A 12,719-nucleotide genomic window follows, 5' to 3' on the forward strand; every position below is an offset into this window, starting at 1 on the left:
GGCCGGGACCGGACGGTCCCGGCCGCGCGGGGCCGCCGGGCTCCGGCGCGGTCAGTCGACCGGGCGGTAGCGGCCGGCGCGGCGCACCAGGGCCGGGCCCGTGCCGCGCACGGCGGGCAGGGCGGTCACGGCGGCGAAGAACACGGTGTGGTCGCCCACCTCGACGTGGTGCAGCACCCGGCACTCGAACGCCGCCAGGGCGTCGTCCAGCACGATCGCCCGGGTGTGCTCCCCGCGGTGGTGGTCCAGCCCGGACACCAGCCGCCGGGCGCTGGGCCTGCCCTCGGCGGAGAACCGGCCCGCCAGCGCCGTCTGGCCGCCGCCGAGCACGCTCACCGCGAACGCGCCGACCTCTTCGATCACCTCGGCCACGTACCCGTCGGAGTCCACGCTCACCGAGACCACCGGGGGATCGGCGGAGACGGACCCGAAGGAGCTCACCGTCGCCCCGATGTCGTCCCGGCCGTCGGCGACGGTCACCACCGCGACCCCGACCGGCAGCAGCCCCATCGCGTCCAGGTAAGGACCGGTCGCCACCGGGTCGCCCACCCCGTCACCCCCTGCTCGTGCGTGTACGTCCATCGCCCCGATCATCCCGTACCGGGCGCCCTCCCGTGCCCCGTCCGCCGTACGGGTCCTCCTGCCGCGCGGCGGCCCCGCCCGCCGGACCCGGCCGGAGAGGGGACGCCGCGGGGCGCCGCGCTCCGGCGGCTACAGCAGCCGTCCGGGGTCGGGCATGGTGAGGGGACCGGCCTCGGGCAGGCCCAGGGCGGCGGCGACGCGGCGCAGCGGGCCCCAGGCGCTCAGGGAGCTCTGCGGCTGGGCGGCGGCCGGGTCCTCGCTGGACTCGTGCGGGCGCAGCCGGTCCAGCGGGTTCTGGCGCGGGAACGGGCGCAGCGGCAGCGCGCGGCCGCCCGCCTTCTCCCGGGCGATGCGCACCGCCGTCTCCAGCCCGCCCAGCGTGTCCACCAGGCCGCGCTCGGCGGCGTCCCGGCCGGTCCACACCCGTCCCCGGGCCACCTCGTGCACCTCGTCCCGGCTCATGCCCCGCGCCGCGGCGACCTTGCCGGTGAAGTCCTCGTACACCCGGTCCAGCAGGTTGTCGACCCGCTCCCACTCCGACTCGCTGAACGGCCGGTCGGAGTCGAACATCCCGGCGTGCTCGCCGACGGCCACCGTGTCGCTGGTGATCCCGTACCGCTCCAGCAGCGGCCCCACCACCGGCTTGCCGACGATGACGCCTATGGACCCGGTCAGCGTGCCCGGCTGGGCCACGATCGCGTCCGAGGCCAGCGTCACGTAGTAGCCGCCCGACCCGGCGATGTCGCCCATCGTCACCACCACCGGGATGCCCGCCTCGCGGGTCAGCTCCGCCTCGCGGCGGATGGCGTCGGAGGCCGTGGGCGACCCGCCCCGGCTGTCCACCCGGAACACCACCGCCTTGACGTGCGGGTCGCGGCGGGCGGCCCGGAACGCCGCGCACACCGTGTCCGAGCCCATCACCGTGCCGCCGCCCAGCGGCGAGCGGCGGGTGCGCCCCAGGCTGATCGCCCCGGTGGCGGTGATCAGGGCGATGTGGTCGGCGTCCCCGCCCACCCGCGGGAGCGGCCCCGGGGTGTTGCGGCGGTGGTAGCGGGTGACGAAGGCGAGCCGCGGCTCGGGGCCGTCCTGGCCGCGCACCCGGGACAGCAGGTCGGCGTAGATCTCGTCGCGGTAGGCCAGGCGGTCCACCAGGCCGTGCCCGACCGCCTCGTCGCCCATGAACGGCCCCCGGGAGAGCAGGTCGCGCACCTCGTCGGCGGAGAGCGGGCGGGCCGCGGCCACGCCCTCGACCAGCTGGTCGCCCAGCGAGGTGACGATCCGCTCGGTCGCCTCCCGGTGGGCGTCGGTGAACCCGGTCTCGGTGACCCCGTTGAGCGCGTTCTTGTACTCGTACCGCTTGCCGACCTCGTAGTCCAGGCCCACCTTGTCCAGGGCGCCCTTGACGAAGGTGCTCTTGAGCCGCAGGCCGGTCAGCCCCAGCACGCCGGTGGGCGCCATGACGATCTCGGAGAAGGCGCAGGCCAGGTAGTAGGGCAGGTTGCCGTCGCCCGCCTCGCCGAAGGAGTCGGCCCAGGCCAGGGCGGGCTTGCCGGACGCGCGGAAGTCGGCGACGCACGCGCGCAGCTCCTGCACCTTGGCGAACCCCAGGGAGCGGGCGTCCACCCGCACCAGCAGAGCGGCCACGCCCGGGTCGCGGGCGCCGCGGCGGATCCCCTCCACCACGTCCAGGTAGTGCTGGCGCCGGCGGTTGACGAGCTGGCCGATCGGGTCCCCGGGGGCCTCGTCGGCGACCCCCTCGGTCAGGTCCAGCTCCAGCACCAGGGGTCCGTCCCTGCGGGGGCCGAACCGGTCGAGGGACAAGGGTTGCGTGATCTTCGCGAGGTCCACCATGGCCCCAGGGTAGTCGGCGGGGTCCCGCCGGGAGGGGCGCCCGCGGCCACCTGTGGACGACGGGGCCGGGGGCGGACCGCGCGGCGCGGGGAGAGGTCCCCGGGCGTCCCGCGACGGGTGAGTATTACCGGAACATGCCCTAAGGTCGACTGTGTTCTGACCGGCGGAACGCACGGCTTGAGAGGGACGAGGCGATGGCGGGCATCCACGGGCGAGGGGATCGGACGCGCGGCGCGCGCGCCGCGGGAGCGGCGGCCGCGGCGGCCTCCCTGCTGCTGCTCACGGCCTGCTCCGGGGGTTCCGACGAGGGCGGCGGCGAGGAGTCCGGCCTGGAGATGGGCGCCAGCGGCGTCGTTCCGGCCGTCGAACCGCCCGGCCCCGAGGGGTTCGCCTCCCAGACCATCGACGGCATCACGATCGACATGCCCGAGGGCTGGGAGATCCAGAACGAGGGCGGCACCCTGTGCGCCAGCCCGCCCGGGCAGGCCGCCTGCGCCTACGGGTCCATCCGCCTCACCCCGCGGGCCGCGGAGAACAACCCGCGGGAATGGCCCAAGAAGGGCGACGCCCACGCCAAGGACGACGGCTGGGCGGACGACACGAGCAGCTGCCGCAGCCTCAACACCGCGGCCTCCGGCGGTATCGGCGTCTCCGGGGCGGAGCTGACGGTCTCCGACTTCACCACGCACGCCAACGACCTCAAGTCCCACCACTCCGTGTGGCGGGTGACCTGCGCCAACGACGACACCTTCGAGGTGCGCATGTGGTTCCTGCCGATCAGCGACGTGCTGCTCTACGTGTGGTCGGCCGACTCCCAGTACAGCGCCGTCTACGACCAGGTGGCGGCCTCGATGAACACCGACGGCTACAGCAACTGATCCCGGGCCGGTGCGCCTGTTCGGGTGTCCACCGGGTGTCCGGAGGCCGTAGGGTCGTAGTCGTCACCGCTTCGGCGCGGTGACCGGCTACAGGCGACGGCGTGAATCGGGGTGCATGCACTGGTGACCGGCATCGGAGCGGCGGGACGGTTGGTTCAGTACAGGCTGGAGAACGGGATGCGCCTGGTGACCGCGCCCGCCTCCACCGGCCAGGTGGCGGCCGTGAACCTGTGGTACGGGGTCGGGTCCCGCCACGAGGTGCCCGGCCGGACCGGGTTCGCCCACCTCTTCGAGCACCTCATGTTCCAGGGCAGCGGCAACGTCGCCAAGGGCGAGCACTTCGAGGAGATCGAGCGCCTGGGCGGCGACATCAACGCCTCCACCTCGAGCGACCGCACCAACTACTACGAGACGGTCCCCGCCCACGCCCTGGACCGGATCCTGTGGCTGGAGGCCGACCGCCTGGCGACCCTGCGCGACGGGATGACCCAGGAGGTGCTGGACAACCAGCGCGACGTGGTCAAGAACGAGCGCCGCCAGCGCTACGACAACCAGCCCTACGGGACCGCCCTGGAGCGCATCCTGCGCCTGGCCTACCCCGAGGGCCACCCCTACCACCACCCGACCATCGGCTCCATGGCCGACCTGGACGCGGCGGACCTGGACTACGTCAAGTCCTTCCACAAGGCCCACTACGGCCCCGACAACTGCGTCATCACCGTGGTCAGCGAGCTGGACCCCGAGGACGTGCGGGCCCGGGTGGAGAAGTACTTCGGGGACATCCCGGCCCGCGAGGAGGTCCCGCAGGCCCCCGACGCGGTCCTGCGCGCCCCGCTGGGCGGCCCGCTGCGCGACCTGGTCGTGGAGACCGTCCCGGCCGCCGGGGTGTTCCTGTGCTACCGCGCCCCCGCCTACGGCGAGCGCGGGTTCGACGTCGCCCACCTGCTCTCGGCCGTGCTCGGCCAGGGCCAGGGCAGCCGCCTGTACCGGTCCCTGGTCGTGGACCGCCCCATCGCCGCCGACGACGGCGGCGCCGCCGCCGACGTCCTGCCGTTCCGCTACACCGACAGCCTGCTGCTGGTGAACATGCTCGCCCGCGAGAACGTGGACGGCGACACCCTGGAGGCCGAGATCCTCGCCGAGGTCGCCAAGGTCGCCCAGGGCGTCACCGAGGAGGAGCTCGACCGGGCGCGCGCGGTCCTGGAGCGGGACCACCTGCAGTCCATCTCCGGCCCCGCCGGGCTGGCCGACGCGATCAGCTCCTGCACGCAGCTGTTCGACGACCCCGAGCTGGCCCTGACCTGGCCGGCCCGGTGGCAGGACATCACGGCCGAGGAGGTGCGGGCCGCCGCCGAGCGGCTGCTCGTCGACGAGAACAGGCTCGTCGTCCGGTTCGACCCCGAGCCCGCGGCCGCCGCCGAGGCGCTGGAGGCCGAGGCGCAGGCCTCCGCCGCGGCCGCCGACGCCGCCGACGCCTGAGTCCCGCCGAGCCACCACAGAAAGAGTCTCTGAGCATGTCGCAGAACCGCCCGGACCTCGGTACCCCGGCTTCCTACACCTTTCCCCGGCCTGAGCGGATCACCGTCGGCGGCGGCACGGTCGTCGCGATCGACGTCCCCGGCCAGTACCTCGCCTCCGTGCGGCTGGTGCACCCCTACGGCGGCGCGGTCGAGCCGCTCGACGCCATGGGCGTGGGCGCCCTGACCAGCGAGGTGCTGGAGGACGGCCCCGACGGCAACAGCTCCCTGGCCCCGGCCCTGGAGCGGCACGGCGCCGAGTGGGTGTCCCGCATCAACTGGGACGGGTTCATCACCGGCGTGGACGCCCCGGTGGGCCGCCTGGGCGAGGCCGTCCGGCTCTTCGCCGACGCGGTGCGCCGCCCCGCGCTGGTGCCCGACGACATCGTCCGGCGCCGCGAGCAGCTGCTGGAGCGCTTCTGGCTGGAGGCCGCCACCGCCAGCACCCTGGCCATGCGCAGCCTCGGCGGGCAGCTGTTCACCGGCCGCTACGCCACTCCGCTGGCCGGCGGCCCGGTCAAGCTGGCCGACATCACCCCCGAGGCCGTCGCGGCCTACCACGCCGACACCCTGGCCTCCGTCGCGGGCACCCTGGTGGTGGTCGGCGACCTGAGCGGCGTCGACCTGGTGGAGCTGGGCAAGACCGTGTTCGGGGACACCGCGCCGGCGCCCGCGCGGACCATCACCGAGCCCGCGCCGCCGCCCGGGGAGCTGCCCCGCGTGCTGGTCGTCGACCGCCCCGGATCGGTGCAGTCGGCCCTGGTCATCGCGCACCGGGCGCCCTCGCGCTCGCAGGTGGACCTGCCCCGCGCCGAGGGGATCGGCGAGGTGCTGGGCGGCATGTTCACCTCCCGGCTCAACCTGGAGCTGCGCGAGCGCCTGGGCTACACCTACGGCGCCGGGGCGCGGTTCGACCTGCGCCGCGACAGCGGGGTGTTCTTCATGTCCGCGCAGGTGGAGGCGGACACCACCGCGCACTCCATCACCTCCTCCCTGGAGCAGGTGGCGAAGCTGCGCGAGGGCGGTGTCACCGAGGAGGAGCTGGCCGCGGTGCGCGACGCCAACACGGTCGGCCTGCCGGTGACCTACTCCACCGCCCGCTCGATGGCCGGGGCCCTGGTGGACATGGTCGTCCACGACCTGCCCGACGACCACGTGGACACCGTCCGGGCCGGGTACGAGCGGCTCACCAAGAAGGACCTGGACTCGGCCGCGGTCGAGTACCTGCGCCCCGAGGAGGCCGTGGTGATCGTCGTCGGCGACGCCGAGCGGCTGCGCTCCCCGCTCGCCGGGACCGGCGTCGGCCCGATCGAGGTGCGCACCCCCGACGAGCTCTGGGTGTGAAACCCGGGACGCGGGTGAACCGATGCGCCTCCGGGCGCGTCCCATCCGGACGTGGGCCCCTCCTGACCCGGGACGGGTGAAGGAGGGGCCGGCGATGCATGGGTTCGCTCTCCCCGGACATAACGAAAGCGAACCTATGTGCCGGTGTTATGGCAACGTCCGGCAGGGCCCCGACGTCCTGCTGGTATAACGAGTGATCCGTGCACCTACGTGGTGACAGCGACCGCAATGCTCCGCAGGAGGCCACCATGGCCGGTGAATGGACCCGTGGATAACAGTGTCCTCCCTAGACAACCCCCACACACAGCGCCCGGGGCCGGCGCCAGATTCCGGGCGCCCGCAGGATCCGCAGGAGGCCCCGGTGGCCGCGCCTGAGGGGCGCCTGCTGAAGGGGCGCTACCAGCTGGTCTCGGAGATCGCCCGGGGCGGCGTGGGGACCGTGTGGCGCGCCGTCGACCTGGTGATCGACCGCGAGGTAGCGGTCAAGGAGCTGCGCCTCCCCGAATCCCTGAGCCGGTCCGACCGCGAGTCCCTGCTCCAGCGCACCACCCGCGAGGCCCGCGTGGCCGGACGGCTGAGCCACCCCAGCCTCATCACGGTCCTCGACGTGGTCGACGAGGACGGTCGGCCGTGGATCGTCATGGAGCTGCTGGAGGCCTCCACGCTGGAGGAGATCATCGACGTCGGCGGCCCGCTGCCCTACCAGCGGGTGGCCGAGATCGGGCTGCAGCTCATCGACGCCCTCAAGGTCGCGCACAACGAGGGCATCGTGCACCGCGACGTCAAGCCCGGCAACGTGATGATCACCAGCGGCGGCCGCGTGGTGCTCACCGACTTCGGCCTGGCGGCGTGGAACGGCGAGTCCGCGCTCAGCGAGTCCGGCCGCATCGTGGGCTCCCCGGCGTACCTGTCGCCGGAGCGGGCCAAGGCGGGCCCGGTCGGCCCGGCCTCGGACCTGTGGTCGCTGGGCGCCACCCTGTACGCGGCGGTGGAGGGGCACACGCCCTACGACCGCAAGGGCTACATCAAGATCCTGCGGCAGGAGCCGCTGGAGGAGCCCGCCCCGGCGTCCAAGGCGGGCCCGCTGGCGCCGGCGCTGGCCGGGCTGCTCAAGGTGGAGGCCGCCGAGCGGCTGACCGCGGACAACGCCGCCAAGATGCTGCGCATCGCGGCGCTGGCCCCGTGGAGCACCGAGGCGGGCGAGCGCGCGGACGCGCCCGAGGCCGCGATGGCCGCCGGGCCGGCGGAGCCGGCGGCGTCCGGGGAGGCCCCCGGGGCCGCCGCGGAGAAGGCCGCCTCCGGGGCCGGGACGGCCGACGAGGGCGCCGGGGAGGCGGGGGCCGCGGTCCCCGAGCAGCGCGAGTCGGCCCGGGAGCACTTCAAGGCGGGCGGCCGGGTGCTGGCCGAGAACATCAGCGACCGGCTGCGCAACAGCCCGGAGGCGATGAGCGCGTTCGTGGCCTCGCTGCGCGAGTCCACCGACACCCTGGGGCTCACCAACCCCGGGCGGCACGCCGGCAGGACCGGTGCGGGAGCCCCGGCGCGGGTCGCCGCGGTGGCGGTGGGCGTGCTGGTGCTGCTGGCGATCGTCCTGTGGGCCCTGCTGGGCCGCTGACGCGGAGCGGGCGCCCCCGGGCGGGGGCGTCCCGAGTGGGTGGGGCCGGCGGGACTCGAACCCGCACTGTACAGCACCTAAAGCTGCCGTCTCCTGCCAATTGGACTACGGCCCCCGGGCGTGCCCGTGGGCACAACTGTACCGGGATCGGCGGGGGACCCGGCCGCCGGGCCGCGGGACTCCGCGACCCTGCGGCCGGGCGGGCCGGAGGGGCCGGTCAGACGCCCAGCTCCTTCTTGACGCGGTCGACGTGGCCGGTGGCCTTCACGTTGTAGAAGGCCTTGGCGACCTTGCCGTCGGGGCCGACGATCACCGTGGAGCGGATGACGCCCTGGACGAGGCGGCCGTAGTTCTTCTTCTCCCCGAAGGCGCCGTAGGCCCGCAGGGTCTCCTTGCCGGGGTCGCCGACGAGGGTGAAGGTCAGGCCCTCCTGGTCGCGGAACTTCGCCAGCTTGTCCGTGGTGTCGGGGGACACGCCGATGACGGTGAAGCCGGCGGCGTCGAAGTCGCGGAGGTTGTCGCGGAAGTCGCAGGCCTCGGTGGTGCAGCCGGGTGTCATGGCGGCGGGGTAGAAGTAGAGCACGACGCTCTTGCCGGTCCGGGCCAGGACCTCGCTGAGCGTCACGGACTCACCGTCGGCGTCCTCCAGGGTGAAGTCGGGGGCCTGGTCGCCGGGCTCCAGCCGGATGGGGTCGCTCACGTGGGATTCCTCTCTGTCGCCGGGCGCCGGTGCGGCCCCGGTCTGCCTCGCCGACAACACTAACGACCCTGTGGTGTCGGGGCCGGAGGAGTCCCGTGCTTCGGTTGCGATTCCGGTTCGGTTCATACGCTTTGGGATCGGGCGGCGGTTCGATCACCTATTGTTGACGCACTTCACGATTGGTCGGTTGGGAGTCTCGGCACCGATGCCTGCATTCACGCTCGACGAGGTCAGGGACCGCACGCTCAAGGAGCGCGATTCCTGGTGGACGGTGTACCTCGTGGACCCGATCGCGGTCCGCCTGGTACGGCCGGTCGCCAACCGCACCTCCGTCACCCCCAACCAGCTCACGGTGCTGGCGCTCTTCCTGGGCCTGGGCGCGGCGGTGTGCTTCGCCCTGGGCTACCGCGAGTTCCTGCTGCTGGGCGCGGTCCTGTACTACCTGTCGTTCCTGGTGGACTGCATGGACGGCAAGCTGGCCCGGCTGACCGGCACCGAGTCGGTGTTCGGCGCCTGGGTGGACTACGTGACCGACCGGTTCCGGGTGCTGGTGTGCGTGGTGGCCCTGATGGGCGGCCAGTACGTGGTGGCCGAGGAGGCCGACCCGGGCGCGGACCCGGTGTGGTTCGTGTGGCTGGCCCTGGCCGTGGTGTTCCTGGACATGCTGCGCTACCTCAACGCGCTCCAGGTGTACAAGGTGCGCCGGGAGATGCGCTCGCACCTGGCGGCGGCGCTGGAGCGGGCGCGGGCGACCCTGTCGATGCTGGGCCCGGACGAGGACGACACCTCCGCGGCGACCGGCGCGGGCGGGCGCACCATGAGCGACGGCGGCGAGCAGGCGGTGCTGCGGCACGGCATCTCGGTGCTGGAGGACATCCTGCGCACCCAGACCGAGCGGGAGAACCGCAACCGGCGCACGGCGGGCAAGCAGCCGGACCTGACCCTGCCCAAAGTGGACCTGCACCAGGAGTTCCGTACGCGCTTCCCCTGGTACCAGCGGTTCTGGTCGGCGCTCAACGCGCGCCGGGTGCGCACCCACCTGGTCGGCGGCATCGAGTTCCAGATGGCGGTGTTCGTGATCGCCCCGGTGGTGGTCGCGCTGGCGGGCGCCCCGTCCGCTATCGGCTGGATCACCGCGGTGGCGGGTGTTTTGCTCCTCGCGTTCGAGATCGCCATCATCTATAAACTGTGGTTGTCCACGCGGGACTTCTTCCGCGTGGTCGACGGAATCGACGGCGCGCTGAGATTCTCCGGTCCGTCCGACGGCGCGGAGGACGAGGGCCGGGACACCGGCTCGGACACGGGATCTCACACGACTCTGCGCTAATGAGAGAGGCGGCCCAGATGGCGGCAGGCGATACCGAACCGCGCCGGACCCCGGCCGAGATCGAGGCCGAGATCAACCGCGAGCAGCGGCGACTCGCCGAGACCATCGACGAGTTGGTGGTCACGGCCAAGCCCGCGAACATCGCGCGGCGCCAGGTCGCGAAGGCCAAGGAGACGGGCGGCCGGATCCTGGACGAGGCGCGGGCCCTGGTCGTCGGCGGCGGCGCGGTGCGGGTGGAGAGCCACCTGGTCGAGCCCGAGGAGGGCAGCATCCTCCTCAGGGGCGACGAGGAGGTCGTGACCACCTACCAGTCGCGCAGGCGGCTTCCCCCCGAGGCCGTGATCCTCGCGGTGGGCGTCGGCGCGGTCATCGCGGTCGGCGTGGTGGCCCTGATCGCGCGGCGCAGGCGCGCGTAGGCCCGGCGGACGCACGGACGAACGAAGGAGGGGCCCGCGCCCGTGGCGCGGGCCCCTCCTTCGTTTCGGCGGACCCCCCTCACAGGAAGGTCCGGCCCTCGCCCCGGTAGGTGGGGACGGCGCGCACGTAGGCGCCGGTGTCGGAGTCGATGAGGTGCAGGGTGTCGAACCGCTCGCACAGCTCACCGGCCTTGGTGTGGCGCATCCACACCCGGTCGCCGATCTCCAGCGTGTCGGCCGCGGCGCCCAGCAGCGGGGTCTGCACCTCGCCGGCCCCCTCGTTGGCGCTGTAGGACAGCCCGGCCGGCAGGTGGGGGACGGGCAGGCGCAGGGGGTCCGCGGGCCCGGAGGCGAGGTAGCCGCCGCCCAGCGCGGTCACCGCGCCGCGGGCGGGGCGGCGCACGACGGGCAGCGCGAACAGGGCGGCCGGTCGGCCCCGGAAGGCGCTGTAGTAGTCGAAGAGGTGCGGGTGGTACAGGCCGGACCCGGCGCCGAGCTCGGTGACGGCCTTCTCCCGGCCGGTGGTGTGCAGGCTGCCGGTGCCGCCGCCGTTGACGAAGCGGAGTGGGGCGACCTCGCGGACGGCGCGGACGATGGCGGCGCGGCGCTTGGCCAGTTCGACGGCGGAGCGGTGCTGGACGGCGCGCAGGACGCGGCCGAAGAGGGGGCGCCCGGGCGGGGCGTCGCCGACCCCGGCGATCTGCGCCTCGTAGGCCATGATCCCGTCCAGGTGCAGCTCCGGGCGGCGCACCACGGCGCGGGCCAGGGCCGCGGCCTGCGCGGGGGTGCGCACGGGCGAGCGCAGGCTGCCGATGCGCACCCGCGGGCCGAGCGGCTGCCAGCTGGTGTCGATGTCCAGGCAGACCCGGACGGGGGGCGCGTCGGAGGGCCGGGTGCCGTCGCGCTCGGCGGCGGCCACGGCCCGGGAGACGAGGTCCAGGTGGGCGGTGTCGTCGACCATGAGGGTGACGGAGCCCAGGGCCGCGGGGTCGGCGGCCAGGCGGGCCAGGGCCTCGGTGTCGGCGGTGGGGTAGGCGACCAGGATGTCGCGGCCGAGGGGGCCGCCGGGGTCCCCCTGGGCGAGCCAGAGCGCCTCGGGCAGGGTGAAGGCCATGACACCCTCGTAGCCGGGCGTCTCCAGCACGGTGCGCATCAGCTCGCGGCAGCGCACCGACTTGCTGGCGACCCGGATGGGCCTGCCGTGCGCGCGGCCGGTGAGGGCGGCCGCGTTGGCGCGGAAGGCGGCCAGGTCGACCACGGCGAAGGGGGCCTGGAGTTCGCGCGTCGCGGCCTCGTACTTCTCACGCAGGCTTGTCATGCCTCCGAGGATGCCAGAACATGAATCCTTTTCATATTCCCTGGGCGGAAATCGTATGGTCCGCCGGAATCGCCCCGCTGTGCCCGGAGGCGCGCCCGCGCCGGGTGCGCCGGCCGCCACCGCTTCCGGACCGGGCCCCCGCGACGCCCCCGCGGCGGATATCCTGGGACGTCACGGCCGTACGGCCGGTCCGACCCCAGAAACGGTTTTCTCTCCATGAGCGAGCGCGAGTACATCCTGACCCTGGCGTGCCCCGACAGCCGCGGCATCGTCGCGGCGGTGGCCAACCTGCTCTCCGACCACGGCTGCAACATCACCGAGAGCCAGCAGTACGGCGACCACTACACCGGCCGCTTCTTCCTGCGCATGCAGTTCGTGGCCGAGGCGGGCGAGCGGGGGGTCGTCGGCGAGGACGACCTGCGCGGTGCCTTCGCGGCGCTGGCCGGGGACTTCGGCGGCGCCGGCGGGACCTCCGTGGAGTGGACGCTCAGCCCGCGCGACGTGCGCCCCCGCATGATCGTGATGGTCTCCAAGTTCGGGCACTGCCTCAACGACCTGCTCTACCGGCACCGCAGCGGCCTGCTGGACATCGACATCGCCGCTGTGGTCTCCAACCACCCGGACCTGGAGTTCCTGGCCGACTCCTACGGGGTGGACTTCCACCACCTGCCGGTGACCCCGCAGACCAAGGGCGAGCAGGAGGCCCGGCTGCTGGAGCTGGTCGGCTCCTACGACGTCGACCTGGTGGTGCTGGCCCGGTACATGCAGGTGCTGTCCGAGAAGCTGTGCACCAAGATGTCGGGGCGGATCATCAACATCCACCACTCGTTCCTGCCGAGCTTCAAGGGCGCCCGGCCCTACCACCAGGCGCACGCGCGCGGCGTGAAGCTCATCGGCGCCACCGCCCACTACGTCACCGCCGACCTCGACGAGGGGCCGATCATCGAGCAGGAGGTGGCCCGGGTGGACCACACCGACAGCCCCGAGAAGCTCACCGAGATCGGCCGCGACCTGGAGTCGGTGGCACTGGCCCGCGCCGTCAACTGGCACGCCCAGCGGCGGGTCCTCCTCAACGGGGACAAGACCGTCGTCTTCGGGTGAGACGGTCCGCGGCCGGTTTCGGACGTTCCAGGGGCGCCTTCGGGCGCCCCTTCGTTTTCTGCCCGTGACA

General features: G+C 73.6%; 11 protein-coding genes and 1 tRNA gene. 7 read left to right on the forward strand and 5 right to left on the reverse strand.

Going from position 1 to position 12,719, the window contains the following annotated elements; genetic code table 11:
- Positions 1-51: 51 nt before the first annotated feature.
- Positions 52-582: a flavin reductase family protein gene (locus tag ACFVNO_RS16400; RefSeq protein WP_378893416.1), complete on the reverse strand. Its 531-nt coding sequence runs from the start codon at positions 580-582 to the stop codon at positions 52-54.
- A gap of 129 nt (positions 583-711) precedes the next feature.
- Positions 712-2,433, reverse strand: a complete 1,722-nt coding sequence (gene sppA, locus ACFVNO_RS16405) for a signal peptide peptidase SppA (RefSeq protein ID WP_355269062.1) — start codon at positions 2,431-2,433, stop codon at positions 712-714.
- A 194-nt stretch (positions 2,434-2,627) separates the two neighbouring features.
- On the opposite strand from sppA, the gene ACFVNO_RS16410 reads away from it, so the two are divergent.
- From ACFVNO_RS16410 to ACFVNO_RS16425, 4 genes are all read left to right on the forward strand, one after another.
- Entirely contained in the window at positions 2,628-3,311 is a 684-nt protein-coding gene (locus tag ACFVNO_RS16410) for a hypothetical protein (RefSeq protein ID WP_220562923.1), read from the forward strand.
- 123 nt (positions 3,312-3,434) lie between these two features.
- Positions 3,435-4,790: a pitrilysin family protein gene (locus ACFVNO_RS16415; RefSeq protein WP_355269060.1), complete on the forward strand. Its 1,356-nt coding sequence runs from the start codon at positions 3,435-3,437 to the stop codon at positions 4,788-4,790.
- Between the two features lie 35 nt (positions 4,791-4,825).
- A complete protein-coding gene (locus ACFVNO_RS16420; RefSeq protein ID WP_355269058.1) occupies positions 4,826-6,172 on the forward strand; it encodes a pitrilysin family protein in 1,347 nt (448 codons plus the stop codon).
- 361 nt (positions 6,173-6,533) lie between these two features.
- Positions 6,534-7,787, forward strand: a complete 1,254-nt coding sequence (locus ACFVNO_RS16425; protein WP_355269056.1) for a serine/threonine-protein kinase — start codon at positions 6,534-6,536, stop codon at positions 7,785-7,787.
- 40 nt (positions 7,788-7,827) lie between these two features.
- On the opposite strand, the gene ACFVNO_RS16430 is transcribed toward ACFVNO_RS16425, so the two are convergent.
- A tRNA-Leu gene (locus ACFVNO_RS16430) sits at positions 7,828-7,902 on the reverse strand.
- Positions 7,903-8,004: 102 nt separating this feature from the next.
- The gene (gene bcp / locus ACFVNO_RS16435) at positions 8,005-8,487 is read right to left on the reverse strand and encodes a thioredoxin-dependent thiol peroxidase (protein ID WP_355269054.1); all 483 of its coding nucleotides are present in this window, start codon (positions 8,485-8,487) and stop codon (positions 8,005-8,007) included.
- 205 nt (positions 8,488-8,692) lie between these two features.
- Between bcp and ACFVNO_RS16440 the strand changes: the two genes are divergently transcribed.
- Complete coding sequence (locus ACFVNO_RS16440) at positions 8,693-9,814, forward strand: CDP-alcohol phosphatidyltransferase family protein (RefSeq protein WP_355269052.1); 1,122 nt, start codon at positions 8,693-8,695, stop codon at positions 9,812-9,814.
- A 17-nt stretch (positions 9,815-9,831) separates the two neighbouring features.
- Positions 9,832-10,230 (forward strand): DUF3618 domain-containing protein, encoded by a 399-nt coding sequence (locus ACFVNO_RS16445; protein ID WP_220562917.1) that lies wholly within the window; start codon positions 9,832-9,834, stop codon positions 10,228-10,230.
- 79 nt (positions 10,231-10,309) lie between these two features.
- Here the strand turns inward: ACFVNO_RS16445 and ACFVNO_RS16450 are convergent, their stop codons facing one another.
- Entirely contained in the window at positions 10,310-11,548 is a 1,239-nt protein-coding gene (locus tag ACFVNO_RS16450) for an alanine racemase (RefSeq protein WP_355269049.1), read from the reverse strand.
- A 216-nt stretch (positions 11,549-11,764) separates the two neighbouring features.
- On the opposite strand from ACFVNO_RS16450, the gene purU reads away from it, so the two are divergent.
- Complete coding sequence (gene purU, locus ACFVNO_RS16455; RefSeq protein WP_355269047.1) at positions 11,765-12,649, forward strand: formyltetrahydrofolate deformylase; 885 nt, start codon at positions 11,765-11,767, stop codon at positions 12,647-12,649.
- Positions 12,650-12,719: the final 70 nt, after the last annotated feature.

The organism is Nocardiopsis sp. NPDC057823, assembly GCF_042797335.1.
Taxonomy (GTDB): Bacteria; Actinomycetota; Actinomycetes; order Streptosporangiales; family Streptosporangiaceae; genus Nocardiopsis; species Nocardiopsis changdeensis.